This is a genomic window from Methylopila sp. Yamaguchi (assembly GCF_002897035.1).
Classification (GTDB): Bacteria; Pseudomonadota; Alphaproteobacteria; order Rhizobiales; family Methylopilaceae; genus Methylopila.
On sequence record NZ_BAUX01000015.1, the window covers coordinates 46,243 to 71,227 of the forward strand.

At 69.7% G+C, this 24,985-nt stretch carries 23 protein-coding genes and 1 other RNA gene; 16 read left to right on the plus strand and 8 right to left on the minus strand.

The annotated features are described in order from the left end of the window. Positions 1-71: 71 nt before the first annotated feature. Entirely contained in the window at positions 72-1,052 is a 981-nt protein-coding gene (locus METY_RS16330; protein WP_244593700.1) for a quinoprotein relay system zinc metallohydrolase 2, read from the minus strand. A gap of 55 nt (positions 1,053-1,107) precedes the next feature. Continuing rightward, entirely contained in the window at positions 1,108-1,503 is a 396-nt protein-coding gene (locus METY_RS16335; RefSeq protein WP_103122448.1) for a c-type cytochrome, read from the minus strand. 241 nt (positions 1,504-1,744) lie between these two features. On the opposite strand from METY_RS16335, the gene METY_RS16340 reads away from it, so the two are divergent. The 4 genes from METY_RS16340 to METY_RS16355 are packed head-to-tail and all read left to right on the plus strand — an operon-like array spanning position 1,745 to position 5,067. Further along, positions 1,745-2,341, plus strand: coding sequence for an amino acid kinase family protein (locus METY_RS16340; RefSeq protein ID WP_103122449.1), 597 nt, complete (start codon positions 1,745-1,747; stop codon positions 2,339-2,341). Continuing rightward, positions 2,338-3,804, plus strand: a complete 1,467-nt coding sequence (locus METY_RS16345) for a DUF6513 domain-containing protein (protein ID WP_103122450.1) — start codon at positions 2,338-2,340, stop codon at positions 3,802-3,804. Before METY_RS16340 ends, METY_RS16345 begins: the two co-directional genes overlap by 4 nt. A 1-nt stretch (position 3,805) precedes the next feature. Then, positions 3,806-4,375, plus strand: coding sequence for a DUF447 domain-containing protein (locus tag METY_RS16350; RefSeq protein ID WP_103122451.1), 570 nt, complete (start codon positions 3,806-3,808; stop codon positions 4,373-4,375). Then, complete coding sequence (locus METY_RS16355; protein ID WP_103122452.1) at positions 4,372-5,067, plus strand: (5-formylfuran-3-yl)methyl phosphate synthase; 696 nt, start codon at positions 4,372-4,374, stop codon at positions 5,065-5,067. The genes METY_RS16350 and METY_RS16355 overlap by 4 nt, the downstream gene beginning before the upstream one ends. Positions 5,068-5,140: 73 nt before the next feature. Here the strand turns inward: METY_RS16355 and METY_RS16360 are convergent, their stop codons facing one another. From METY_RS16360 to METY_RS16370, 3 genes are all read right to left on the minus strand, one after another. Continuing rightward, positions 5,141-5,623: a GNAT family N-acetyltransferase gene (locus METY_RS16360; RefSeq protein ID WP_103122453.1), complete on the minus strand. Its 483-nt coding sequence runs from the start codon at positions 5,621-5,623 to the stop codon at positions 5,141-5,143. 31 nt (positions 5,624-5,654) lie between these two features. Further along, the gene (locus tag METY_RS16365; RefSeq protein ID WP_103122454.1) at positions 5,655-6,449 is read right to left on the minus strand and encodes a thymidylate synthase; all 795 of its coding nucleotides are present in this window, start codon (positions 6,447-6,449) and stop codon (positions 5,655-5,657) included. Between the two features lie 95 nt (positions 6,450-6,544). Continuing rightward, a complete protein-coding gene (locus METY_RS16370; RefSeq protein ID WP_103122502.1) occupies positions 6,545-8,215 on the minus strand; it encodes a methyl-accepting chemotaxis protein in 1,671 nt (556 codons plus the stop codon). Positions 8,216-8,354: 139 nt separating this feature from the next. On the opposite strand from METY_RS16370, the gene ssrA reads away from it, so the two are divergent. From ssrA to METY_RS16395, 5 genes are all read left to right on the plus strand, one after another. Beyond that, positions 8,355-8,709: a transfer-messenger RNA gene (ssrA, locus tag METY_RS16375) on the plus strand. 96 nt (positions 8,710-8,805) lie between these two features. Beyond that, positions 8,806-9,318, plus strand: coding sequence for an SspB family protein (locus METY_RS16380; RefSeq protein WP_200819713.1), 513 nt, complete (start codon positions 8,806-8,808; stop codon positions 9,316-9,318). Positions 9,319-9,433: 115 nt separating this feature from the next. Next, positions 9,434-10,825: a class II fumarate hydratase gene (gene fumC, locus METY_RS16385; RefSeq protein WP_103122455.1), complete on the plus strand. Its 1,392-nt coding sequence runs from the start codon at positions 9,434-9,436 to the stop codon at positions 10,823-10,825. Between the two features lie 52 nt (positions 10,826-10,877). Continuing rightward, a complete protein-coding gene (locus METY_RS16390) occupies positions 10,878-11,072 on the plus strand; it encodes a DUF4169 family protein (protein ID WP_103122456.1) in 195 nt (64 codons plus the stop codon). 95 nt (positions 11,073-11,167) lie between these two features. Then, a complete protein-coding gene (locus METY_RS16395; protein WP_103122504.1) occupies positions 11,168-11,410 on the plus strand; it encodes a ribbon-helix-helix domain-containing protein in 243 nt (80 codons plus the stop codon). A gap of 6 nt (positions 11,411-11,416) precedes the next feature. Here METY_RS16395 and METY_RS16400 read toward each other — a convergent pair whose 3' ends face one another. Together METY_RS16400 and METY_RS16405 are read right to left on the minus strand one after the other, a co-directional pair. Continuing rightward, positions 11,417-14,962: an AsmA family protein gene (locus METY_RS16400; RefSeq protein ID WP_103122457.1), complete on the minus strand. Its 3,546-nt coding sequence runs from the start codon at positions 14,960-14,962 to the stop codon at positions 11,417-11,419. A gap of 114 nt (positions 14,963-15,076) precedes the next feature. Further along, positions 15,077-16,492: an FAD-binding oxidoreductase gene (locus tag METY_RS16405; RefSeq protein ID WP_103122458.1), complete on the minus strand. Its 1,416-nt coding sequence runs from the start codon at positions 16,490-16,492 to the stop codon at positions 15,077-15,079. A 119-nt stretch (positions 16,493-16,611) separates the two neighbouring features. Here METY_RS16405 and METY_RS16410 point away from each other — a divergent pair, with 119 nt between their 5' ends. Further along, positions 16,612-17,169 carry a dihydrofolate reductase family protein gene (locus METY_RS16410; RefSeq protein WP_160147373.1) on the plus strand — a complete coding sequence of 186 codons (558 nt, stop codon included), beginning with the start codon at positions 16,612-16,614 and terminating at the stop codon, positions 17,167-17,169. A 4-nt stretch (positions 17,170-17,173) separates the two neighbouring features. Beyond that, positions 17,174-17,653, plus strand: a complete 480-nt coding sequence (locus METY_RS16415; protein ID WP_103122505.1) for an acyl-CoA thioesterase — start codon at positions 17,174-17,176, stop codon at positions 17,651-17,653. An 85-nt stretch (positions 17,654-17,738) separates the two neighbouring features. Here the strand turns inward: METY_RS16415 and METY_RS16420 are convergent, their stop codons facing one another. Beyond that, on the minus strand, positions 17,739-18,119 hold the full coding sequence (locus tag METY_RS16420) for a DUF1236 domain-containing protein (protein ID WP_103122460.1): 381 nt from the start codon (positions 18,117-18,119) through the stop codon (positions 17,739-17,741). Between the two features lie 277 nt (positions 18,120-18,396). On the opposite strand from METY_RS16420, the gene METY_RS16425 reads away from it, so the two are divergent. From METY_RS16425 to METY_RS16445, 5 genes are all read left to right on the plus strand, one after another. After that, entirely contained in the window at positions 18,397-20,775 is a 2,379-nt protein-coding gene (locus METY_RS16425; RefSeq protein ID WP_103122461.1) for an ATP-dependent helicase, read from the plus strand. Positions 20,776-20,838: 63 nt separating this feature from the next. Next, positions 20,839-21,666, plus strand: coding sequence for an SHOCT domain-containing protein (locus tag METY_RS16430; protein WP_103122462.1), 828 nt, complete (start codon positions 20,839-20,841; stop codon positions 21,664-21,666). A 176-nt stretch (positions 21,667-21,842) separates the two neighbouring features. Further along, positions 21,843-22,715, plus strand: coding sequence for a 50S ribosomal protein L11 methyltransferase (locus METY_RS16435; protein ID WP_103122463.1), 873 nt, complete (start codon positions 21,843-21,845; stop codon positions 22,713-22,715). A 48-nt stretch (positions 22,716-22,763) separates the two neighbouring features. Next, positions 22,764-23,081: a hypothetical protein gene (locus tag METY_RS16440; protein WP_103122464.1), complete on the plus strand. Its 318-nt coding sequence runs from the start codon at positions 22,764-22,766 to the stop codon at positions 23,079-23,081. A gap of 57 nt (positions 23,082-23,138) precedes the next feature. Next, a complete protein-coding gene (locus tag METY_RS16445) occupies positions 23,139-24,953 on the plus strand; it encodes an aminopeptidase P family protein (RefSeq protein WP_103122465.1) in 1,815 nt (604 codons plus the stop codon). Positions 24,954-24,985 lie beyond the last annotated feature (32 nt).

Genomic DNA, 24,985 nt, shown 5'->3' on the forward strand with positions numbered 1-24,985 from the left:
GTTGACGCTAAGACTTTAGTCGCGAAGAACGGACGAACTCAGCCGCTGTGTCTCGTTTCGGGACTTAAAAGTCACCGCCACTCCTGCTCGCGATAGGCTTCGATCGCGTTGCGGCTGTTGAACTCGTCGAACAGCGCCCAGGCGTCGCGCTCGGCGAGCCCGGCCTTCTCGGACGCCTGGCGGAGGGTCGCGCCGTCCGCCATCAGCGCCTCGACGTCCGCGCGCAGCCGATCAAAGTAGCGTCGTTGAGGGCCGAGCGCCTCCGGCCACGACGCCGAGGCCGGACCGTGGCCGGGGACGATTCGCGCCGCCGGGCGGCTCGCGAGCGCGCCCATCACTTTGACCCAGCCTTCGAGCGAGCCGTCGACGCTCGGCAGATGGCCGAGGAAGACGAGGTCGCCGAGGAACCAGGTGCCGGTCGCCTCGTCGAGCACGGTGAGGTCGTTGTCGGTGTGGGCGGTCGGCCAGGGCTCGAGCTTCAGCGCGCGTCCGCCGAGGTCCAGCGTCGTCGGCTCCGCGATCGACGTCGTGGGCAGGACGACCTCCGTCCCGTCAAAGCTCGCGCCGAGCAGCCGCTTGCCGGCGTCGAGGTAGGTCTGCGCCCGGCTCTGGAGCGCCCGAGCCAGCTTGGCGTGGCCGACCACGGTCGTCCCCTCTCCCCGAAAGGCCGCGTCGCCGAGCACGTGATCCGGGTGCATGTGCGTGTTGATGACGTAGCGGATCGGCAGCGCGGTCCGGGCGCGCACCGCGGCGAGCAGCCGCTCGCCGGCGATCCGCGAGTTGCCGGTGTCGATGACGGCCACCGCGTCGCGGCCCACCACGAAGCCGACGTTGGCGATCGCGCCCTTGTTCGACGGCGCGATCAGTTGGATCGGCGCCTCGTAGACGAACACGCCCGGCGCGACCTCCTTGGTCGGGAGCGGCTCCGCGGCTGCGGCGGGAGCGATGGCGACGAGGGCAAGGGCGGCCCAGAACGCAAAAAGCCGCCCGAGGATACGGGCGGCTTCGCGAGCGGCCGACGGCCCCGTGCGCGACGGGAGGCGGTCGTTCATGGCGTGAGCTTTCGTTGGAGCGGGAGCCGGCGGGGCCGCCGTCACGAACCTCCGATTACTTCTTCTTGCCGGTCTCGTCGAACTGGGCGAGGTAGGCGATCACGTTCTTGCGGTCGTCTTCTTTCTTGAGGCCGGCGAAAGCCATCTTGTTCCCAGGAACGAGGGCCTTCGGGTTCTCCAGCCACTTGTCGAGGGTGGCCTCGTCCCAGGTCTTGCCCTCGCCGAAGGTCTTCAGCGCGTCGTCATAGGCGAAGCTGGTGGAGGCGATCTTGCGGCCGACGATGCCGTTCAGCTCCGGGCCGGCCTTGTCGGCGGCGCCTTCGCCGACCGCGTGACAGGAGCCGCACCGCTTGAACACGGCTTCGCCCTTGGCCGCGTCCTGCGCGAAGGCGCCGGTGGCGAGCGTGGAGAGAGCGAGGGCCGCGGCGGCGAGAGTCACATGGCGGATCATTGGTGGGCGTCCTCCGGGGTGTTTGTCGTGACGGCGGCGTGCGCCGCCGATTGGAATTAGAAGCGTTACATGTGGCAGGGCAACCGCTGTGGGAAGGCCGAAATGTCGCAGTCTTTGGTATGGGTTCGCGGCCGCGAATCCCTTCGCGGAGGTCCTGCGCGGCCCGCTCCTTGGAATGTGCGGCGCACGGGGGTAGGAGAGCGTCGAGCCATCCCGCGCCTCCCGAGGAGCCGAGACTTTCATGCTTGAGCGCGCCTCCGCGCCCTCCCCGATCGTGAAGCTCGGCGGCAGCCTGCTGGGCGCCCCGACGCTCCGCGCGGCCCTCGACGCCTGCGCCGCGGCGCGCGCCTTCGTCGTGCCCGGCGGCGGGCCGTTCGCGGACGCTGTGCGCCGCGCGCAATTGGAGCTCGGTTTCGACGACCGCGCCGCCCACGGGATGGCGATCCTCGCCATGGAGCAGACGGCGCTCGCGCTCGCGAGCCTTTGCCCGGCCCTCCCTCTCCGCCGCGAAGCCGACGAAGTCGCGGCCGCGGTGCGGGACGGGTTGGGCGGCCTGTGGGCGCCCGCTCGGATGGCGCTCGCGGCCGAGGTTCCGGCGAGCTGGGACGTGACCTCCGACAGCCTTGCGCTGTGGCTTGCGTTGACGCTCGGCGCCGAACGCCTGGTGCTGGTGAAGTCAGCGCCGGCCCCCGCCGGGGCCGGCCCCAAGGGCTGGGCCGAGGCCGGGCTCGTCGACCCTTTCGTCCCCACGCTCGCCGCGGGCTTCTCGGGCGCGATCGATTGCGTCGAGGCGGCCGATCTCGCCGCCGCGCTCCGCCCCGCGCAGGTTGCGGCATGAGCGGCGAGAAGGTCGCCCTCGTCACCGGCTCGCTGGCGGAGGCGCGCCTCGTCAAGCTCGCGGAGCAGCTCGCGAGCGAGGCGTTGCAGCCGCAGGTCGTCAACGTCGGCGTCAAGGTCGCGGCGCTGATGACCGCCGAGATCATCGAGCGCCGCCTCAAGCTGCCGGAGAACGTCGACCGCGCAGTGATGCCCGGCCGCTTCCGCGGCGATCTCGAGCGCCTCTCCAGCCACTTCGGCGTGCCCTTCGTGCGCGGCCCGGAGGAGCTCGCGGACCTGCCGGCCTTCTTCGGCCGCGGCGGCGTGGAGCCGGACCTGTCGCGCCACGACTGCGCGATCTTCGCCGAGATCGTCGACGCCACCACGCTCGACGTCCACGAGATCGTGGAGCGGGCGCGCGCGCTGCGAGCGGAGGGCGCGGACGTGGTCGACCTCGGCTGCATGCCGGACACGGCGTTTCCGCACCTCGAAGACTCCATCGCCGCGCTGATCGCCGACGGGTGCCAGGTCAGCGTCGATTCGGCGAACCCGGACGAACTCGCCCGCGCGAACCGCGCCGGCGCGCATCATCTGCTGAGCCTCAACGAGCACACGCTCGCCATCGCCGACGAGGGCGCGGCCGTTCCCGTTTTGGTGCCGGCGAACCCCGGCGATCTCGAGTCGCTGCTGCGCGCCATGGACGCGATGGACGCGAAGGGACGGCCCTATCTCGCCGACCCGATCCTTGACCCGATCCACTTCGGCTTCACGGCTTCCGTGGTGCGCTACGCCGAGCTGCGGCGGCTGAGGCCGGAGGCGCCGATCCTGATGGGAATCGGCAACGTCACCGAGCTGACCGACGCCGACACCACGGGAATCAACGCGATTCTCATGGGCATGATCTCGGAGCTTCGGATCCAGGCTGTGCTCGCGGTCCAGGTCAGCCCGCACTGCCGCACGGCGGTCCGCGAGTTCGACCGGGCCCGCCGCGAGTATTTCGCCGCGCGCGAGGCCGGTTCGCTGCCGCAGGGCTTTGGCTCCGGACTGATGGCCTTGCGGGACCGCAAGCCCGTCGCGTCGACCGCGGTCGAGATCGCCGATCTCGCCAAGGAGATTCGCGACCGGAACTATCGGATCGAGGTCAGCGAGGAGGGCGTGCACGTCTTCAACCGCGACGGCCACCGCATCGCGGTCGATCCGTTCGACCATTTCCCGCATCTCGCGGTCGAGGGCGACGCCGGCCACGCGTTCTACCTCGGCGTCGAGACCGCCCGCGCCGAGATCGCCTTCCGGCTCGGCAAACGCTACGCCCAGGACGAGGCGCTAAAGTTCGGCGTTGCGGGCGAAACCGCGCAGAGCCTTGAAGAGGCCCACAAGCTGAGCTTCAAGAACGCTGGCGCGACCTTCGCCGACAAGCGCGCGGAGCGGGCGAAGCGCGCGCCCGACGCCGACGCGACGCAGGGCGAACCCGAGGACCAGGCCTGACGTGATCCGCGAGACCATCGTCACGACGCTCTCGCCCGAGGGCGTCCCCCATGTGGCCCCGATGGGGGCGACCCCGATCGACGGCGGCTGGCTGCTGCAGCCGTTCCGTCCTTCGCGCACGCTCGAGAACTTCCTCGCAACCCGTTGCGGCGTCGTGAACTTCACGGACGACGCGCGGGTCTTTGCGGGCTGCGTCACCAAGCGCCGACCGGAGTGGCCGACCGTTCCGGCCGAGGCGCTCCCCTCCGTCCGGCTCATGGCCGCTCTGGCCTGTGACGAGGTCGAAGTAACCGCGGTCGACGACGAGCACGGTCAGCGGCCGAAGCTGACCTGTCGCACCGTCCGCCAAGTCGCGCTGCGCCCGTTCCCCGGGCTGAACCGGGCGATCGCAGCCGTGCTCGAGGGCGCGGTGCTTGTGAGTCGCCTGCACATGCTGCCCGCCGAGAAGATCGACGCGGAGATCGCCTACCTCCAGATCGCGATCGACAAGACCGCGGGCGAAGCGGAGCGCGAAGCCTGGGGCTGGCTGCTCGACGCCGTGAGCGCGCACAGAGCGAAGGCGGCGTCGTGACCGGCTTCCTGGCGAGCGTCGCGACTCTCGACGAGATGGACGCCGTGCGCATCGGCGGCGCCGACATCGTCGACTTGAAGGACCCGGCCAAGGGCGCTCTGGGCGCCTGGGACTCCTCCGCGCTGGAGGCCGCCGTCGCGCGTTGGCGCGGCTGGGGGTCGGAAGCGCCTCAGCTCAGCGCCACCATCGGCGACCAGCCGATGCGGCCCGGGATCGTGCTGGCGGCGGCGGAGCGGGTCGCGGCCACCGGCGTGCCGCTGGTGAAGCTCGGCGTTCTCGCCGACGGCGCCGCCGCCTGCCTCGCGGCGCTTCGCCCTCTGGCGCTGCGGACCCGGCTAATCGCCGTGTTCTTCGCCGACCTCGGCGTGGACCTCGCCCTGGTGGACGCGGCCGCCGACGGGGGCTTCGCCGGCGTCATGGTGGACACCGCCGACAAGGCCGCCGGCGGCCTGCGGCGCCATATGGACGACGCGGCGCTCGCCCATTTCGTCGCCGCCGCCCGCAAACGAAACCTGCTGACGGGGCTCGCGGGCTCTCTCGCGCTGGCGGACATCGCCCCGCTCGCGACGCTCGCCCCCGACTACCTAGGCTTCCGCGGCGCATTGTGCGCCGGCGGACGAACCGGCCGGTTCGACGCCGAAGCCGTCGCCCGCGTCCGCGACGCTCTGAAAAGCCGCCGCGCCGCGGCTTGACTGCGGCAAGCCCGGCGGCGCGTTCGGGCCTCCGCGACCGTCCTTTGAAGGCCGCCGGCCGCGGAAACGTCTCTCAGTTTTCGCTTGCGGCGCCCTCCAGCGCGTCTCCCGAGAGCCGGTAGACCGTCCACTCGTCCATCGGCTTGGCGCCGAGGCTCTCGTAGAAGGCGATCGACGGGGCGTTCCAGTTCAGCACCCACCATTCGAGCCGCGCCAGCCCTTCGTCGCGGCAGCGGGCGGCGAGCGCCCGGATCAGCGCCTTTCCGATCCCCGCGCCGCGGAACGCGGGCCGCACGAACAGGTCCTCGAGATAGATCCCGTGCCGGCCGCGAAAGGTCGAGTAGTTGTAGAACCACAGCGCAAAACCGGCGGGCTCGCCGTTCCAGCGGGCGATGTCGCAGAACACGCGGGGCGTCGCCCCGAACAGCGCTTCGGCGAGTCCTTCCTCCGTCGCCTCCACCTCGTGCAGCAGCTTTTCGTACTCGGCGAGTTCACGCACGAAGGCGAACACCAGCGCGGCGTCCGCGGGCTTGGCCGGGGCGATGACGAGGCTCAAACGACAGGCTCCACGACGAGTGACGAACGGGTCAGACCGCCACCGGGGCCTTGATGGCGGGATGCGGCTCATAGCCCTCGAAGGCCACGTCGTCGTAGGCCATGTCGAAGATCGAACGCACCGCCGGATTGAGGCGCAGCTTCGGCAAGGCGCGGGGCTGGCGCGCCAGTTGCTCGCGCGCCTGCTCCCGGTGGTTGAGGTAGAGGTGGGCGTCGCCGAGCGTGTGCACGAAGTCGCCGACCCCGAGGCCAGCCTCGTGGGCCACGAGGTGCGTCAGCAGCGCGTAGGAGGCGATGTTGAACGGCACGCCAAGGAAGACGTCCGCCGAACGCTGGTAGAGCTGGCAGGAAAGCCGCCCCTCCGCCACGTGGAACTGGAAGAGGCAGTGGCAGGGCGCGAGCGCCATGGCGTCGAGGTCGGCGGGGTTCCAGGCCGAGACGACGAGCCGGCGGGACGACGGATTGCGCTTCAGCTCGTCGAGCACCCAGGCGATCTGGTCGATCGTCCGCCCGTCGGGCGCGGCCCAGGACCGCCACTGCTTGCCGTAGACCGGGCCGAGGTCGCCATGCTCGTCGGCCCACTCGTCCCAGATGCTGACGCCATTGTCCTGGAGGTAGCGGACGTTGGTGTCGCCGGCCAGGAACCAGAGCAGTTCGTGCACGATCGACTTCAGGTGCAGCTTCTTGGTGGTGACGAGCGGGAAGCCCTGCGTCAGGTCGAAGCGCATCTGCGCGCCGAACAGCGACAGCGTGCCGGTGCCGGTGCGGTCGTCCTTGGCGACGCCCTCGTCGAGGATGTGGCGCAGAAGGCTGAGATAGGCGTGCATGGCGGCGCTCGTCGTTCGTGCTGGGCCGCAGCTTAACATGCGAAGGGCCCCGCGACGGCGTCGCGAGGCCCTTCTTCACAGCTTCGACTTCGGCCTTACGCGGCGCGGACGCCCGAGAGGAAGCCGTCGACCTCCTTGCCGAGGCGCGTCGACTGCACCGCGAGCTCGCCGGCGGCGGAGCGCACCTGCGAGGCGCCGTGTCCGGCCTCGTTGGCCGCGACCTGCATCTCGGCGACGTCCTCGCTGACGCGCAGCGTGCCGCGCGCCGCTTCCGAAATGTTGCGCGCGATCTCCTGCGTCGCGGCCTGCTGCTCCTCGACGGCGGCGGAGACGCCGCTCGCGATGTGGTGCACCTCGGCGATGATGCCGGCGATCTCCTCGATCGCCTTGACCGTCTCCTCGGTCGCGCCCTGGATGGAGCTGATCTGGGCGGTGATCTCGTCCGTCGCCCGCGCGGTCTGACCGGCGAGCTCCTTGACCTCGGCGGCCACCACGGCGAAGCCGCGGCCCGCCTCGCCTGCGCGCGCCGCCTCAATCGTTGCGTTGAGCGCGAGAAGGTTGGTCTGGCCTGCGATGTCCTGGATCAGCTTCACGAACTCGCCGATCTTCTGCGCGCCGCGGGCGAGCAGATCCACCCGCTCGTGCGCGTGACGGACGTTCTCGACCGCGTTGGCGGCGGCCTGGGAGGTCAGCTCGACCTGAGAGCCGATCTCGCGGGCGGAGGCCGCAAGCTCCTCGGTCGCAGCCGCGACGGCCTGGACGTTGTTCGACGCGTCGCTGGCGATCGTGAGCACGGAGCTGGACTGCCGGGTGGTCTGCTCGGCGTTGGCCGCGAGGCTGCGCGAGGTCGCCTCCATCTCCTGGGCCGCGGCGGCGAGGTGCTGGACCAGTTCGCCCACGCTGCCCTCGAAGCGGCCGGCGAGACCGGTCATCTCCGTTCGGCGCTCGACGGTACGGCGCTTGTCGGCCTCCGCCTGAGCTTCGCGAAGGCTGGTCGCCTCCTGCATGGCGCCAGCGAACACCTGCATGCTCCGCCAGATGTCGCCAACCTCGTCCTTGCCCGGCTTGACGTCGGGCAGCCGGTGGTCGCCCGCGGCGAGCCGCTGGATGGCGCCGGTGACGCCCGCAAGCGGCCGCGCGATCTGGCGCTGAACGATCAGGCCGCCCACGACGACCGCGGCGAGCGTGCCGCCCAGCGAAAGGATCAGCAGAAGGGCGAGCCGTTCCGTGTAGAGGGACTCGACCCGCTCGTCGACCGCAGCCACGTCGGCGCGGCCGCGCTCGGTCATCGCGTCGATGCTGGCCTGGAACGCCCGACGATTGGCCCGGTTGCCGTCGTTGTTGCCCTGGGCGTTCGCCGCGGCCGGCGTTTCCTGCGTGCCCAAGCGCACCGTCTCGGTGCGGAACGAGCGGAACGTGGCCGCGTCCCGCGACACCGCGTCGAACAGGGCCTTGTCCTGCGCAGGAACGATCGGCGCCCACTCCTTCAGAAGCACGTCGATCTGGTCCAGCGACGCCATGACGCCATCGCCGAACTTCTTGGCGGCGGCGGCGTCCGGCGCGGCGTAGATGCCGCGGGCGTCCATCACGACCGTCGTCACCAGCCGGTTGAGGCGTTCGCTGTAGAGCGCGCGCGTCGACGCGGACCTCACGTCGTCCACCGCCTGATCGTAGGCTTCAAGCGTCGAATAGCTGACGCCCGCGACGCCAATCGCCACCGCTCCAAGAGCGGCGATCAGCGCAAAGATCTTCGTCCCGATACGCACGCTTCCATCCCCGAATCGCATCAACTTCTAAGCTTCGGATTGTGCGGGGGGATTGATTACACCTTTGCTAAAATGCCGCAGGTCCGGGGCGTTCGGTAATTTCCTTCGACCGGAGGCCGCAGCCCGAAAGAGCGACGCCCCTCTTCCGATCCCGCGCGACAGGGACTATATCAATCGGGCCGGAGCGATCCGGCTATGGTGATAAACGGTCGCCGCAATAAACCCTTCGGACCCGGGGGCAGCACCCGGCGCCTCCACCAAAGCCCATTGGAAGATGGGTTTTGGCGGGGGCGAAACAGGATCGACGGGGGCGTAAAGGGCGAGCTTTCACCCGGCATGGCACCGCCGTTATCGGGCTCAATCTATAGTTGCCAACGACAACTATGCTCCGGTTGCTCAGGCCGCGTGAGCGGTTTGAAACACCGATCTAAAGTCCTAAGGGGTTAGCTCTTTTAGGCGGGGTTCGGAGGTACCTGGCAACAGAAACCTCCACTTCTCCTTGTCGCATCTGTATCGTTTGATCGGCCGCCGCGCTCCGCTCCGCCAGCGCCGGCTGTTTACCCCTGCACGAATCCGCCTAAGTAGCGAACATGACGAACGAGACGCCGCCGATCGCCCAGGACTTCATCCGCTACGACCTGCTCACCCAGCGCGCCTTGCGCGGCGTGGTGCGCGAGGTGCTGGCGAACGTCGCGCGCGACGGCGCGCCCGGCGATCATCATTTCTACATCTCGTTTCGGACGCAGGCGCCGGACGTGAAGCTGTCGGCCCGGCTGCGGGAGCGGTATCCCGCCGAGATGACGGTCATCCTGCAGCACCAGTTCTGGGACCTGATCGTCACGGACCAGGGCTTCGAGGTCGGACTGTCGTTCGGCGGCGTGCCGGAGAAGCTCGGCGTGCCGTTCGATTCCATCGTGGGATTTTATGACCCGTCGGTGCAGTTCGGGCTGAAGTTCGACAATCCGGACGCCGTAGAGAACGCCGGCTCCGACGAGGCCGAGCCGGCCGCGGATCCGGCGCAGAGCGCAGAAGAGAGCCAGCCCGCAGCGACGCCCGAAGGCGGCGCTCAGGTCGTCAGCCTGGACAAGTTCCGAAAGAAATGACTGCGCCTCTTCGTCGCGCTCGGGCGTGACGGGGCGGGAAGCTGCGTGGTAAGGACGCCGCTGCGGCGCAGCATTCGCGTCGCGTCCTTACCCTCCTGATCCGAGAGCGCAGCCGATGACCGCGACCCGCACCGAAACCGACAGCTTCGGGCCGCTCGAGGTTCCCGCCGACAAGTACTGGGGCGCGCAGACCCAGCGCTCGCTGCAGAACTTCAAGATCGGCGGCGAGACCATGCCGAAGCCGCTGGTCCGCGCGCTCGGCGTGGTGAAGCGCGCCGCCGCTCTCGCGAACAAGGACCTCGGCGTGCTCAAGCCCGAGCTTGCGGATCCGATCGCCGCGGCGGCCCAGGAGGTGATCGACGGCAAGTTCGACGAGCACTTCCCCCTGGTGGTCTGGCAGACCGGCTCCGGCACGCAGTCCAACATGAACGCGAACGAGGTCATCTCGAACCGCGCGATCGAGATGCTCGGCGGCGAGCTCGGCTCGAAGAAGCCGGTGCATCCGAACGACCACGTCAACATGAGCCAGTCGTCGAACGACACCTTTCCGACGGCGATGCACATCGCGGCGGCCGAGGAGATCGAGAACCGGCTGATTCCGTCTCTGAAGCACCTCGAAGACGCGCTAGACGCGAAGGCGAAGGCGTTCGAGCACATCATCAAGATCGGCCGCACGCACACCCAGGACGCGACGCCGCTGACCCTGGGGCAGGAGTTCTCCGGTTACGTCGCGCAGGTGCGGCTTGGCATCGTCCGGGCGAAGGAAGGTCTTCAGCACTTGCTGCCCCTCGCCCAGGGCGGCACCGCGGTCGGCACCGGCATCAACGCGAAGATCGGTTTCGCCGAAAAGTTCGCGGAGAAGGCGGCCGAGATCACCGGTCTTCCGTTCGTCACGGCGCCCAACAAGTTCGAAGCGCTCGCCGCTCACGACGCCTACGTCTACGCCCATGGGGCGCTGAACTCGATCGCTGCCGGCCTGTTCAAGATCGCAAACGACATCCGCTTCCTGGGGTCGGGACCACGCTCCGGCCTCGGCGAACTGATTCTGCCCGAGAACGAGCCCGGCTCGTCCATCATGCCGGGCAAGGTGAACCCGACTCAGTGCGAGGCCCTGACGATGGTCTGCGCGCAGGTGTTCGGGAACAACGCGGCGGTGACCTTCGCCGGCAGCCAAGGCCATTTCGAACTCAACGTGTTCAAGCCGGTGATGGCCTACAACATGCTCCAGTCGATCCGCCTGATCGCGGACGCGAGCGTGAGCTTCGCCGACAACTGCGTCGTCGGCATCGAAGCGGACGAGACGCGCATCGCGGAGCTGATGGGCCGTTCGCTCATGCTTGTCACCGCCCTCGCGCCGACGATCGGCTACGACAACGCCACCAAAGTCGCGAAGACGGCGCACAAGAACGGCACCACGCTTCGCGAAGAGGCGGTGAAGCTGGGCTTCGTCACGGCCGAGGAGTTCGACGCCGTGGTGCGTCCGGAGACGATGATCCGGCCGAGTTGAGACCCTCAGGTCTCGATTTCCTGTCCGCAGGCGTGTAAACACCTCCTCCGGAATGGCTGAGATCGTAAATCTGCGCCAGGCGCGCAAGCGGCGGGAACGCGAGGACAGGTCGGCGCAAGCCGCCGAGAATCGCGTCCGCTTCGGCCGGCGGAAGGACGAGAAGGTCGCCGAGGAGGTTCGCCGCGCTCAGGCGGAACGCCTCCTCGATGGCCATCGTCGCGACAACGGGGGCGACGCGGAGCAATGAGCCGCATTGAGAACTTGACCATCGGCATCCCGACCTCGGACGGCATCGTCGTGAACGAGATCGTCCGCGAGATGCCCGAAGCGATCGCGAACGTCATCAACCCTGACATCGTCAAGCGATCGATCGTGGTCGCAGGACACAAGACGAGCGTGAGCCTTGAAGACGCCTTCTGGCACGCGCTGAAGGACATCGCGCGGGAGCGCGGACAGTCGCTGCGCAGCTTGGTCGCTGAGATCGACGCCAGCCGCACGGGCGGCAACCTGTCCTCCGCCGTCCGGCTCCACGTGCTCGACCATTACCGCCGGCGCGCAGGCGCCCTGGGCGCGATCAAGAGCTAACTCGCGTCAGCGACCGCCCTGCGCTTCGCCTTCGGTCGGCGGAGCCAGGTCGAGCGTCGGCGGCAGCGCCGGCTGAGACGGCGCGAGCGGTTGCAGCGCCTTCAAACGCTCCTCGTCCGCCTTCCGCTTTTCGTCCGCGACCCGCCTTTCTTCGGCCCGGCGACGCTCCTCCGCGGCGGCGCGTTCACGCGCGAGCCGGGCGCGTTGCTGGATTTCGGCTTCCATCGCTTCGATCCGCTTCGTCTCGCGCTCCACGGCGCGAACCGAAAGCCAGCTCGTCAGGGCGGTTGCGTCCAGCCTGCGGCGCGGCGCGGCGAGCGGCCCTTGGAACGCGACGCCAAGCTGCGGAGCGTCCGCCCGCCTAGGGCCCAAGGTCAGCGCGGCGTCCAGAGTGAGCCGCGACAGATCGATCGAGATGGCCCCGCCCAGCCGCGCCGCCGCGCCTTCGTCGACGATCGCGCCTGAACGCAGCACGCCGCCCGAGATGGTAAAGGGCGCTCCGAGGCGCGGCGCCGTGAAGTCCGCCCGTCCGATCAGCGGCTCCAGAGCCCCAGCGATCTTGGGCGCTTCGAGCGGCAGCCCCTGCTCGATCATTGGCTCAACAGCGTCGAGCGCGGCGGCGTCAAGGCTTCGGATCGCCGCCGAGCGCAGCGTCGCGGATCCGGCGCCGGCCATGCTCGCCATGATCGCCGAGAGGCTGCGGCCGGAGCCTTGCGCCTCGACCGTGCCCTCAATAGCGCCGATCAGCTTCGACGCGACGCCCTGGCCCGTGAGCCTCTCCAGCCGCACGTCCTTCGCCGCGGCCTTCACCGCAAGCGTCGCCTCGAGCCCCGGCCGGGAAAGATCCAGCGAGCCGGTAACGCCGCCGCCGGCGAGATTGGCGGAGAACCGCTCCACGGAGGTCGCGTTCGGACGCAGCGCCAGCGTGAAACGCACGTCCGTCGCAGGCTCCGCCAGCCCCAGCGACATCCGCCGCGCCGACACCGCAATCCGCCCGTTCAATCCCCGCGCCGGCGAAGGTCCGAATGCGGTGGACGGCCAGACCGACCGGCCGCTCGTTGTCGGGGCGGTCAAGCCCTCCGGCGAGAGGCCGAGAGCCAAAAGGGCGGCGGACGGCGCTTCGTCCACCGTGGCCTCGCCCTCGAAGGCGGCCTTGGAGTCGAAGGGGACGACAAGCCGACCGGACACCGCGCGACCGGCGATCGATCCCTCAAGGCTCTCGAGCGCGGCCTGATCGGCGGTCACCGAGATGCGGGCGGCGACATCGACCGGAACTGCGGGCGTCGCGCCGGGCGTAAGACGCCCCAGAGCTTCGGCGAAGGCGGTAATGTCCGCCGATCTGAAGGTCACGTCGCCGGCCGCGGACAGTCCGGCGACAGGCGCGAGCGCAACGTCACCCCTCGCGGCGAGGTCGAAGCCGAGCGCTGCGAGGCGTCCGTCGCCCGTCATGCCGCGGGCCGGCGCTCCCTTGAACGCCAGCGTCAGGCGTCCCCCTTCCGCGGGCGCCAGCGGACTGGTCGCCAGACCCACCAGTGCGGCGAGTCGCCTCCCGTCCGGCGAGCTAAACTCGAGCGCCACGTCCATGTCGGCGTCGAGCCCGAAGCGCGGCGTCGAAAGCCGCGCGTCGAAGGCTCCGCCGGCGGCGTTTCCCTGCGCTGTGACGCGGTGGCCGGACGCGCCGGTAACGAGCTCGACGGCCGCCTTCGCCGGCTGCAGCGCCGCAGCGCGGCGGGCCAGCGCGTCCGCCGCCGCGCCGGCGCCGTCGATCGCGCGGGCGAGGGCGATGAGCCCGTCGAGCCGCTGCGCGTCGACGTCGAAGGCGAGCCGTCCCTCAGGCCCCTGAGCGCCCGCGCCGATGCGCCCCTGTCCGGAAAGTTTCGCGCCGCCGGCGTCGGCCACCGCAAGCCGTCGGATTTCGAGGCCGTCCGCGTCCAGCGCCGCGTCCAGCGCGACATCTTTCAGCGAGACGCCAAGCAGCGTCAGGGCCTTCGCATCGAGCGTCACGGCAACATCTGTGTCGGCGCCGCGGATCAGTCCGGCGAGGAGCCGATCCGCACCGAGCGCGTCGAGATCGAGCTTGTCTGCCGTGAGCCCCGCTTCCAGGGCCGCGCGCTGGCCATCTTCCGCCGCGCGCCACGCGAGACGCCCCGACGTCACGGCGCCGTCGCCTTCGATCCGCGCGTTGTCGACCGCCAATCCGCCCATCCGCGCGCTGACGTCGCCCTTAACCGAGAGGCGGCGAACTGCGGTCCGCGCGCCCTCGCCGACGCCGCCTTGCAACCAGCGGCGAAGGCTCGCGAGGTCGGCCGCCGCGAAATCGACCTTGCCGGCGAACCCCGGCTCCCCGTCCACGAACACAAGCGCACCGGACGCGGCGAGACGCGCGTCGCCGGGGAGGCCGACTGACGCGCGAGCGACGCGCCAGACATCGTCGTTGGCCACAAGCTCGGCGGAGAGATTGCGGGCGACGTCGCCGGCGAGGACCACCCCGCCGACGTCGAAGGTCACGCGTCCGGGCAGCGGCGGCCGAGCGGCTCCGGCGAATTGAGCCGCGATCTTTTCGATCACGCCGAGGGGCGTCTTGGGACGGTCGGCGCCCGCGAAGCGGTCGAGGTCGAGCTGGCGGGCCCCGAGCGCCAGGTCCACGCGGGGCGCTGCGCCGAGACTTACGACGCCCTTCCCGGCCAGCCGAAGGCCGCGCTCGTCCGGACCGTAGGCCGCGTCAATGGAATCGAAGGCGAGGCGCGCGGCGTCGCCCGCGACCCTCGCCGTGAGCCGCCACGACGCCGCATCGCCCGTCGTCGTGCCGCCCTTCGGACCCGACTTCGTCTCCGGTCGGGCGGCGGACGCTTGGCCTTCGAAACGCGGCTTCGCGGCGATGGTCAGCGCGCCGTCGAGGTCGAAGGTCTCGGGACGTCCGTCCAAGGACGCCGCAAGCTTCAGCCGAAGCACGCCCAGATCGTCCGCCTTCGCGGTCGAAAGCCGAAGCGCGGCGCGGCCCGACGGGGTCGTCGCTCCGCCCTCGAAGCGGAACGGCCCGCGCAGCGAGCCGGCCTCCGCCACGCCGTCGATATCCGTCAGCGCCAGCCGTCCGGAGGGCGTCGCGAGGCGGAGGGCGCCGTCGACGATCTCCGCTCGGTCGAAGGAGATGCGGTCCGCATCGCGCGCGCCCCTCGCGCCGGCTCCAAAGGGCGTCGTCACAACGCCGTCCGCGTCGGACGAGAGGTTCACCACGGGGCGGACGAGCTTCAGGCGCTCGGCCTTCGCTTCGCCCCTCAGGAGCGGGCCAATGGCGAGGGTGATCTCGATCTCGGAGGCCTCGAGCCTTGCGTCGCCCGTGCCCGCCGCGACGCCGCGAAACCGGACGTAGGGACTGGGCAGCAGCCGCGCGTCGACGTCGCCAGAGACGGTCACCGGCGCGCCCACCAGAGAGCTTGCCTGGGCCGCGAAGTCGTCGCGATAGGCGTTCCAGTCGATGAACCACGGACCGATCAGCGCCGCGACAAGCGCAAGCACGAGCGCGAGGCCGAGACCCGTCAGCGCATTGTTCACCAGAGACCGCCGTTTCTTCGCCCATCCCCCGTCGGGGCCGGACCCCGGCCCCGGGCGCGCCGGCCGGGCGGAAAGCCGACGCGCCGCACCGCACTCTATAGGCCCGCGAAGGGCTTACACAGTCACGATCTTTCCAGGGTTCATGATGTTTTGCGGGTCGAGCGCGAGCTTGATGGCGCGCATCGCCGCCAAGGCCACGGCGCCGTGCTCGGCCTCGAGGTACTTCATCTTGGCCTGGCCTACGCCGTGTTCGCCGGAGCAGGTGCCGCCCATGGCGATCGCGCGCTCCACCAGGCGGGCGAGGAACGCCTTGCAGGTCGCGACGTCTGCGGGATCGTCCATGTCGACCAGCGGCTGGCAATGGAAATTGCCGTCGCCGACGTGGCCGACGATCGGCGAAACGATGCCGCTTTCGGCCAGATCGCGCTTGGTCTCGGCCACGCATTCGGCCAGCCGCGAGATCGGGACGCAGACGTCGGTCGGCACGCTCTTCGCCCCGGGCCGCAGCGCCAGCGCGGCCCAGAACGAGTCATGCCGCGCCTGCCACAGCTTGTTGCGCTCCTCCGCCTTGGTCGCCCAGTCGAACGGGCCGCCACCGAACTCCTCGGCGATCTCCCCAAAGCGCTCCGCCTGCTCCTTCACGCTGGCGTCGGTGCCATGGAACTCCACGAAGAGCGTCGGCGTCTCGGCGAGGGAAAGCTTGGAATAGGCGTTCGCCGCGCGCACCTGCACCTCGTCGAGCAGTTCGATGCGCGCCACCGGCAGGCCGGACTGGATCGTCATGATGGTGGCGTCGCATGCCGCCTCCACGCTCGGGAAAGGGCAGACGCCGGCCGAGATCGCCTCGGGAATGCCCTGCAGGCGCAGGGTCAACTCGGTGATGACGCCGAGAGTGCCTTCGGCGCCTACAAGCAGGCGCGTGAGGTCGTAGCCGGAGGAGGATTTCTTCGCGCGGCCCCCGGTGCGGATAATTTCGCCGGAGGGCAGCACCGCGGTCAGCGCCAGAACATTGTCCTTCATGGTGCCGTAGCGCACAGCGTTCGTGCCCGAGGCGCGGGTGGAGGCCATGCCGCCGAGGCTCGCGTCCGCGCCGGGATCGATCGGGAAGAAGAGGCCCTGGTCGCGCAGCGCCTCGTTCAACTGCTTGCGCGTCACGCCGGGCTGAACCACGACGTCCAGGTCTTCGGAATGCACGGCGACAACCGCGTTCATCCGCGCGGTCGAGATCGAAATTCCGCCGAGCGGGGCGTTCACGTGGCCCTCGAAGGAGGAGCCGATCCCGAACGGCACCACCGGGACGCCATGCGCGGCGCAGAGCCGCACGATGCCGGCGACCTCCTCGGTGCTCTCCGGAAACACCACCCCGTCCGGCGGCTGGTTCTCGATCCACGTCAGGGTGTTGGCGTGCTGCTCTCGCACCGAGCGCGAGGTCGAGAAGCGATCGCCGAACCGATCCGAAAGCGTCTCGAGCACGGTCTGGAGAGCGAAACTTTCTGGCCGCAGGGCGCCGGAGGTTGCAGTAGCGGGCATGTTCGGCGATGTCCTTCCCGGTCGCTGGTCCGGCTCGGAGTCGCCGGATTCATATTTGCCCAAAGTCTAGCAGATTTCCCCCGCAACCGCCCCCCGCGGCGCCCCTGGAGCGTCCTTGCGTGCCCCACATTGTCTACTACGCCGCCACCAGCCTCGACGGCCGGCTCGCAGGCCCGGGCGACGCGCTCGCTTTTCTGGAGTCGCTCGCCGACCCGGAGAGCTATGGCGCCGACGCGTTCGAGCCGTTCTTCGAGACGGTGGACGCGATCGTGATGGGCGCGAAGACCTTCGCCGTGCTGCAGGCTGCGATCCTGGCGGGCGACGCCGACGGCTGGCCCTACGGCGACCGACGCACCATCGTGATGACACGCAAGGACCGCATCGCTCCGATGAACGGGGCTGAGGTCGAGGCCTTCGCCGGCAGCCCACGTGAGCTCGCGGAAGCGTTGGACGCCGCGGGAAGCGGCCGCGTCTGGCTCGCTGGCGGCGGCCGGCTGGCGGGAGGGTTCTTCGCCGACGATCTGGTGGACGAAATCGTCCTGACGCTGGTCCCGACCATCCTTGGCGAAGGCCCGGCGCTGGCGGAAGGAAGCGGCATTCCGCTGCGCGACTTCGGGCTTAAGGGCGCCACCCAGGGCGCGAACAGCGTGGCGCTGCGCTATGTGCGGCTCCGCTGAACCCATGACCGACGCCGCCTTCGTCACCGATCCCCTGCCGGTCGAGCGCTCCTACCTCGACCACAACGGCCACGTGAACATGGCCTACCATCTGGTGCTGGTCGATCAGGCGCTCGACCTCGCCTTCGCGGCGTTCGGGGTGGATGGGGCCTACGTCGAAGACCTCGGCCTCTCGACCTTCGCGGGCGAGATGCACGTGCGCTATCTCAACGAAATCAACTTCGGCGACGTGATACGCGGGCGGGTGGTGTTTCTCGAGGCCGACGCGAAGCGGGTGCGATGGGCGGTGGAGTTGGCCCGCGAAGCCGACGGGGCCGTCACCACGACCGTCGAAGGCGTGACGCTGTCCGTGTCGCTCGCGACCCGTCGCGTGACGCCTTTTCCCGACACGGTTCAGCTCGCGATCGCCGCTTTGATCGAGAGCCATGAAACCGCCGCCGCAAAGCTCGACTGGCTCGGCCGCCGCGTCGGCATGCGGCGCTGAGGCTCGCCAGGCCGTCCCAGAATTGAAAAAAGCTCCGCAGCAGGGCTGCGAAGCTTTTTTCCATTCCCCAGAGGGAACGCGAGGTTCAGTCGACGACCTGAACGACCTTGCGGTCGCTGTCGACGATGTAACGCTTCTGGTTGATGACCGTGTAGCTGTAGTCGCTGTCCGGCACGCGATAGACCTCGACGGTCTGGGGCACCGGCTTGCCCACCACCACGTCGCCTTCGTAGACGACCGAGGGGCGCTGCTCCTGCACCACATAAGACCGGACCCGCTCGGGCGGGGACGCGAGAGTGCCGATCACGCCGCCAGCCACGCCGCCGGCCACTGCGCCGACCGGACCGCCGAGGACCGCGCCCGTCGCCGCACCGCCGGCGATGCCCGCCGCCGTGCCTTCAGCCGCGAACGCCGCAGCAGGAGCCGTGGCGAGCGCGACGGCCAGAGCCAAAGTGCTGATCCGCATAATGTCTTTCCTCCTCTTGTCCGCCCGCTCAATAACGCGGATCTTCAAAAGCGGTTCCGCCGGATTTAAACTTATCGGCTGATCAAATTACGGGATGGTTTCTTCGTACCTCTTCGGCCCGCTTGGCCCGCAGCGTCCAGCGGGGTCTCACCCGTTGTGGACAGCGGTGACGCTCTCGCAATCCGGACCCGACGGCGCCATTTTGTTCTCTTATGGCGATTGAGTCGTCGTGGCTCGCGCGCCGCGGCGCGCCTCGCCTCCAGGAGCTGCAAACCCCTTGCCTGATCAGAACGCCCGCCATCCGGACGACGACCTGACGCTGTCTGCGCCCCGCGCCGGAGGCATCGCCGCGCGCGCGGCCGCCGCGCTGCGTCCCGCCTCCGCGCCCGATTACCTTCAGGGGCTCAACCCGGAGCAACGCGAAGCGGTCGAGACGCTTGACGGACCGCTGCTGGTGCTTGCGGGCGCCGGCACCGGCAAGACCCGCGTGCTGACCACGCGCATTGCGCACATCCTGGCGCTGGGCAAGGCGCGTCCGTTCGAAATCCTCTCGGTCACCTTCACCAACAAGGCCGCGCGCGAGATGCGCGAGCGCGTTGGCAAGCTGCTGGGCGAGGCCGCCGAGGGCATGCAGTGGCTCGGCACCTTCCACTCCATCGGCACCCGCATCCTGCGCCGCCACGCGGAGCTCGCCGGCCTGTCGTCAAGCTTCACGATCCTCGACACCGACGACCAGATCCGCCTGCTGAAGCAGGTCCTGACGGCTGAGAACATCGACGACAAGCGCTGGCCCGCGCGCCAGCTCGCCTTCGCCATCGACGGCTGGAAGAACCGCGCGCTCGCTCCAAAGGACGTGCCGGCCGGCGAAGCCCAGAGCTTCGCGGCCGGCCGCGGCGCCGAACTCTACGCCATCTACCAGGCCCGGTTGCGCCAGCTGAACGCGGTCGACTTCGGCGACCTGCTTCTGGAGCCGATCCGGTTGTTCCGCGAGCACCCGGACGTGCTGGAGCAGTACCACCGGCGGTTCAAATACATGCTGGTGGACGAGTATCAGGACACCAACGTCGCGCAGTACCTCTGGCTTCGCCTGCTGGCGAAGGGCTCGTCCAACCTCGCCTGCGTTGGCGACGACGACCAGTCGATCTACGGCTGGCGCGGGGCCGAGGTCGAAAATATCCTGCGGTTCGAGAAGGATTTCCCGGGCGCGAAGGTGGTGCGCCTTGAGCGCAACTACCGCTCGACGGGCCACATCCTCAACGCCGCCTCCCATCTCATCGCCCACAACCAGGGCCGCCTCGGCAAGACGCTGCGCCCGCAGACCGACCTCGGCGAGAAGGTCACGGTCGCCGGCGCGTGGGATTCCGGCGAGGAGGCCCGCCAGATCGGCGACGAGATCGAGGCTCTGCAGACCAAGGGGCACAAGCTCGACGATATCGCGATCCTCGTGCGCGCGTCGTTCCAGATGCGCGAGTTCGAGGAACGCTTCATCACCCTCGGCCTGCCCTACCGCGTCATCGGCGGCCCGCGCTTCTACGAGCGCGCCGAGATCCGCGACGCCCTCGCCTATCTCCGCGTGGTCGCGAGCCCGGCCGACGGCCTCGCCTTCGAGCGCATCTACAACACGCCGAAGCGGGGCCTTGGCGACGCCGCGCTGAAGCAGATGGTCGACCTCTCCCGCGCCGAGGAGGTGCCGCTGCTGGAGGCTGCGCGCCGGCTGCTCGACGGGCCCGACCTGAAGCCGAAGCCGCGCTCCACGTTGAAGGAGCTCGTGCAGTCCTTCGACCGCTGGTCCGGGCTGATCGACAAGATCCCCCACACCGAGCTCGCGGAGCAGGTGCTGGAGGAGAGCGGGTACACCGACATGTGGACCAAGGACCGTTCGGCGGAAGCGCAGGGGCGGCTGGAGAATCTGAAGGAGCTGGTGCGCTCCATGGAGCCGTTCGAGAACCTGCGCGGCTTCCTGGAGCACATCTCGCTCGTGATGGACGCCGACCGCGGCCCGAGCGGGGACGCCGTCACCATCATGACGCTTCACGCCGCCAAGGGGCTGGAGTTCGACACGGTGTTCCTGCCCGGCTGGGAGGAAGGCCTCTTCCCCCACCAGCGCTCGCTCGACGAGAGCGGCCGCGCCGGGCTCGAGGAGGAGCGTCGCCTCGCTTATGTCGGCGTCACCCGCGCGCGCAAACGCGCGAAGGTGTGGTTCGCCTCCAACCGGCGCATCCACGGCATGTGGCAGTCGTCGATCCCGTCGCGCTTCCTCGACGAGCTGCCCGAGGCCGCCGTCGATGTGCTAGAGGCTCCGGCGACCTACGGCGGCGGAGGCGGCGGGATGGGCGGGTCCTACGGCGCAAGCCGGTTCGACCGCGCCGAGCCGTTCAAATCCACCTACGACACGCCGGGCTGGCGGCGCGCGCAGGAGAATCGCGGTCCCGCCTCCCCCGGCCCCGGCGCGCGCCGCAGCGGGCCGATGACGATCGAGGGCGAACTCGTCGCCTCCTCCACCGCGAAGTCCGCCGGCTTCGGAAAGGGCGCGCGCGTGTTCCACCAGAAGTTCGGGAACGGCACCGTGGTCGAGGTCGACGGCAACAAGCTCACCGTCGCGTTCGACAAGGCCGGCCACAAGCGCGTGGTGGACAGCTTCGTGAAGGCTGCCTAACTCAACTCGACGATCGCCGTTCGCCGCGGCGCTCCCGATCGATCGCATCAAAGGAAACCGATCATGCAGACGTCGCCGACCGACGAAGGAAGCCGCGTGATCTCGGAGATCGCGCAGCGTCACGGCTTCAGCCTCGAGGCGGGGCGGGCCATGGTCGCGGCGCTCGAATCCGGCGCCGGGGCAATGGCGCAGTTCAGCCATCACGAACTCGGCGGCATGGGCCAGTGGTCGCGCGGCGGCATGCTGATGATCGGCGACATGTTCAACAACGGGCTGAAGGCGCGGGTCGGCGCTCTCGCCGACGACCTTGCGGTCGCGATGGGCGGCGGCGCGATCCCCGCCCCTCGCCCCGCCCCCGGCCAGTCCTCAGCCGGCTTCGCCAACTGGTGGCCTGAGGCGCTCGGCGACCCATCCGCCACGGGCGCCCAGAACGGGCGGCGCTACGCCGTGTTTCCGGGTACGCGTCGGCTGGCGATCGAGCGAGACGGTCAAGTCCGGACCTACGACACCGGAGACCACAACATCGGCGGCGCCGGCCAGCAGCAGGGCAGCGTCGACAGCCTGAGCTTCTCGACCGACCGCGGCTCGATCGGCGTGCACGATCTTCGGGAGGTGGACGCCTCGGCGACCTCCGCGCCCGAACACGCGCCTCAGTCGCCCGAGGACGGACAGCAGCAGCCAGCGGCCTCGCAGACGTTCACGACGCAGCCTTCTTCGGCGCCGGTGGCGCCCACGCAAGCGGAGGCGGCTCGCGCGCCGGCTCCGATGAAGGAGCGCGAGGGCGGCGACCCGATCGAGCTCATCCGAAAGCTCGCGGCGCTCAAGGACGCCGGCGCGCTGACCGAAGACGAGTTCCAGGCGAAGAAGGTCGAGCTGCTCGCCCGCATCTAAGGCGCCCGACGAAACGCGGCGCTTTAGGGCAGCTCAAGTCGAGCATCCGATGACCGTCCCTGCGTCGCCGCGGATCAGACAGGTTTCCCTGCGCGGATGGACCCGCTATGCCTCCCCGCACAAGGCCGGGACCCGCCGTCGCGGTTCCGCGCAACGCCTCTGAAGGTCTCGTCTCCATGTCCACGCCTCTCGTCCGCCTCCGTCTCGACGAAGCGACCGCCAAGCGCGTCGCGGACGTGCTGGAGGAGGCCTTCCCGTTCGGCGAGGCCTCCATCGCCGCCTTCGAGGTGACCAAGGACGACTGGACGGTCGAGGTCTACGGCGGCCCGGAGGCGACGGCGGACGAGCTCGCCGCCGCCCTCCGCGAGGCGCTTGGACCGGAGAGCGCCGGCCTGCGCATCGAGGCCGACGCCGTCGAAGAGGCCGACTGGGTGGCGAAGAGCCTCGCCGGCCTCGCGCCCGTGCCGGCCGGCCGCTTCATGGTCCACGGGTCCCACGACCGAGACAAGATCCCCGCGGACGTGATCGGCATCGAGATCGAGGCGGCGCTCGCCTTCGGCACCGGCCACCATGGCACCACCCGCGGCTGCCTGCTCGCGATCGACGAGCTGCTGACGGAGCGCCGCTTCGAGCGCGTGCTCGACCTCGGCTCCGGCACCGGCGTGCTGGCGATCGCCATCGGTCTCGCCCAGCAGGCGCCTGTGCTCGCGACCGACATCGATGAGACCTCCGCGCGCATCGCCGGCGAGAACGCCGAGGCGAACGGGGCCGGCGCCTTCGTGGAGTCCATCCACGCCACCAGCTTCGACCATCCCGTCTTTGCGGAGCGCGGCCCGTTCGACCTCATCGTCGCCAACATCCTTGCCGGCCCGTTGGTCGAGCTCGCCCCCGAGGTGAAGCGTCACCTGGCCACCGATGGCCGCGTGGTGCTGTCGGGTCTGATGAACCACGAGGAGGACCGCGTCCTCGCCGCCTATGCGTCGGAGGGTCTCCGCCTGATCTCCTCACGCCAGCTCGAAGGCTGGTCGACGCTGGTGCTGAAGGCGTGAGGCGCCCTCCCGCCCGCGATGTCCTACGCCTGAAGCGCGGGATCTGAGATGAGCGCCAAGCCGAAGCGCGGTCCCGAACGCCGCGTGATGTACGTCGAGAGCAAGAGCGGAACCATCGAGGGCGCAGCCGCCCGGATCGGCTGGGTCGAGTTCTCGAAGACGGGCCAGACGATCTACTACCGCGGGCTGATGCTCCAGAAGGGCGTCGTGCCCCGCGGCAACTGCTTCGACGTGATTACGGGCGACGTGTACTGGGTCTCGGACGTCAAGAAGAGAGGCTCGAACACCCACCCTGACAATCTCGACCTGGAAGTCCAGATCGATCCGGACGCCCTGGACGAGTACCGGCGGATAAGGTCGACTTGATCGTCGGCGACCCTGCCTTCGGCGGTCACGCGCGTGAAACGTTACGGGACAGATTCGATGTTCGAGGCGAAGTTCCAGACCTTCGACGAGACCTCCGACCCGTCCCAGGGCGCGCCGAGGCTCGCGGCGCTTCGGGCGCGGCTCGCGACGCTGAAGCTCGACGGCTTCCTGCTGCCGCGGGCGGATGAGCATCAGAACGAATACCTGCCCCCCTCCGCCGAGCGCGTGGCGTGGCTCACGGGCTTCACCGGTTCCTACGGTTTCGTCGCAGTGCTCGCCGACCGCGCCGCGCTGTTCGTGGACGGCCGCTACACCGTGCAGGCGCGGACGCAGGTCGACGCGTCCGTCTTCGCCACAGTGAACGTCGGCGACACGCCGCCCACCGAGTGGCTGAAGCGCAATCTCACGTCGGGCATGCGCGTGGGCTACGACCCGATGCTCCACACGATCGAGGGGATCGAGCGGCTGGAGAAGGCGGCCGACCACGCCGGCGCGACGCTGGTCGCGGTCGAGGAGAACCCGGTCGACGCGATCTGGACCGATCGGCCCGCCCCGCCCCTGGCGCCCGTGGCGCTCCATGACCCGGCCTTCGCAGGCGAAACGGTCGACAGCAAACTCGGACGGATCGCAGACGAACTCGCTACGGCGCGCGCCGACGCGCTGCTGGTGACCGACGCCCACGCCCTCGCCTGGACGTTCAACATCCGCGGCTCGGACGTCGCGCACACGCCGCTGCCGCTCGGCTTCGCGCTCGTTCCGGCCGAGGGGCGGGCGACGGTGTTCCTCGACGGCCGCAAGCTTTCCAACGTTGTACGCGCGGACCTTGAAGCGAAAGCTGAGGTCGCGGAGCCGACCGCGCTCGATCAGGCCCTCGGTCGCCTCGCGGGCAAGACCGTGCGGATCGACGCATCCGGCGTCGCCGCCGCCTTTGTGCGGAGGCTCGAAGCCGCGGGCGCCCGGGTGCAGCGGGGGGCGGACCCGATCGCCAAGCTGAAGGCGGTGAAGAATCAGATCGAGATTGAGGGCGCGCGGGCGGCGCAGCTCCGGGACGGCGCGGCGCTCTGCCGCTTCCTCGCCTGGCTCGACGCGGAGGCGCCCAAGGGTACGCTGGACGAGATCGGCGCGGCTGAGGCGCTGGAAAGCTTCCGGCGCGAGACCGGCCTGCTGCGCGACGTGTCGTTTCCGTCGATCTCGGCCGCAGGCCCCAACGCCGCCCTGCCGCATTACCGCGTGACGCGCGCGAGCAACGCGCGGTTAACTCCGGGTTTCTTCCTGATCGACAGCGGCGCGCAATACGAGGACGGCACCACCGACGTCACGCGCACCGTGGTGATCGGCCAGGCCACCGACGAGATGAAGGACCGCTTCACGCGGGTGCTCAAGGGGCACATCGCGATCTCGACCGCCGTCTTTCCCAAGGGCGCCTCCGGTGCCCAGATCGACGCCTTCGCCCGCCGCCCGCTCTGGGAGGCCGGCCTCGACTTCGACCACGGCGTCGGCCATGGGGTCGGATCCTACCTGTCGGTTCACGAAGGCCCGCAGCGCATCTCCAAACTCGGGACCACGCCGCTTGAGCCCGGCATGATCCTCTCCAACGAACCGGGCTACTACAAGGAAGGCCATTACGGCATCCGCACCGAGACGCTGGTGCTGGTCGAGCGCCGGACGATTCCCGGCGCCGAGCGCGAGATGTACGGCTTCGAAACCCTGACGCTGGCTCCGATCGACCGCCGGGCCATCGCGCCCGCCCTGCTGAGGGCGGAGGAGCGCGCCTGGCTCGATGCTTATCACGCGCGGGTGCTGGCCGAGATCGGCCGCTTCGTCGACCCGGCGACGGCTGCGTGGCTCGAGGCCGCCTGCGCGCCGCTGTGAGGCGGCCAATGATGTGCGCGAAGTGACCGCCT

Coding starts and splice junctions, on each gene's coding strand:
- METY_RS16420 (WP_103122460.1), bottom strand. CDS start 18,119: ATGCGGATCAGCACTTTGGCTCTGGCCGTCGCGCTCGCCACGGCTCCT.
- METY_RS16415 (WP_103122505.1), top strand. CDS start 17,174: ATGACCGACGCCGCCTTCGTCACCGATCCCCTGCCGGTCGAGCGCTCC.
- METY_RS16335 (WP_103122448.1), bottom strand. CDS start 1,503: ATGATCCGCCATGTGACTCTCGCCGCCGCGGCCCTCGCTCTCTCCACG.
- METY_RS16430 (WP_103122462.1), top strand. CDS start 20,839: ATGCAGACGTCGCCGACCGACGAAGGAAGCCGCGTGATCTCGGAGATC.
- METY_RS16330 (WP_244593700.1), bottom strand. CDS start 1,052: ATGAACGACCGCCTCCCGTCGCGCACGGGGCCGTCGGCCGCTCGCGAA.
- METY_RS16345 (WP_103122450.1), top strand. CDS start 2,338: ATGAGCGGCGAGAAGGTCGCCCTCGTCACCGGCTCGCTGGCGGAGGCG.
- fumC (WP_103122455.1), top strand. CDS start 9,434: ATGACCGCGACCCGCACCGAAACCGACAGCTTCGGGCCGCTCGAGGTT.
- METY_RS16340 (WP_103122449.1), top strand. CDS start 1,745: ATGCTTGAGCGCGCCTCCGCGCCCTCCCCGATCGTGAAGCTCGGCGGC.
- METY_RS16405 (WP_103122458.1), bottom strand. CDS start 16,492: ATGCCCGCTACTGCAACCTCCGGCGCCCTGCGGCCAGAAAGTTTCGCT.
- METY_RS16435 (WP_103122463.1), top strand. CDS start 21,843: ATGTCCACGCCTCTCGTCCGCCTCCGTCTCGACGAAGCGACCGCCAAG.
- METY_RS16440 (WP_103122464.1), top strand. CDS start 22,764: ATGAGCGCCAAGCCGAAGCGCGGTCCCGAACGCCGCGTGATGTACGTC.
- METY_RS16365 (WP_103122454.1), bottom strand. CDS start 6,449: ATGCACGCCTATCTCAGCCTTCTGCGCCACATCCTCGACGAGGGCGTC.
- METY_RS16380 (WP_200819713.1), top strand. CDS start 8,806: ATGACGAACGAGACGCCGCCGATCGCCCAGGACTTCATCCGCTACGAC.
- METY_RS16390 (WP_103122456.1), top strand. CDS start 10,878: ATGGCTGAGATCGTAAATCTGCGCCAGGCGCGCAAGCGGCGGGAACGC.
- METY_RS16445 (WP_103122465.1), top strand. CDS start 23,139: ATGTTCGAGGCGAAGTTCCAGACCTTCGACGAGACCTCCGACCCGTCC.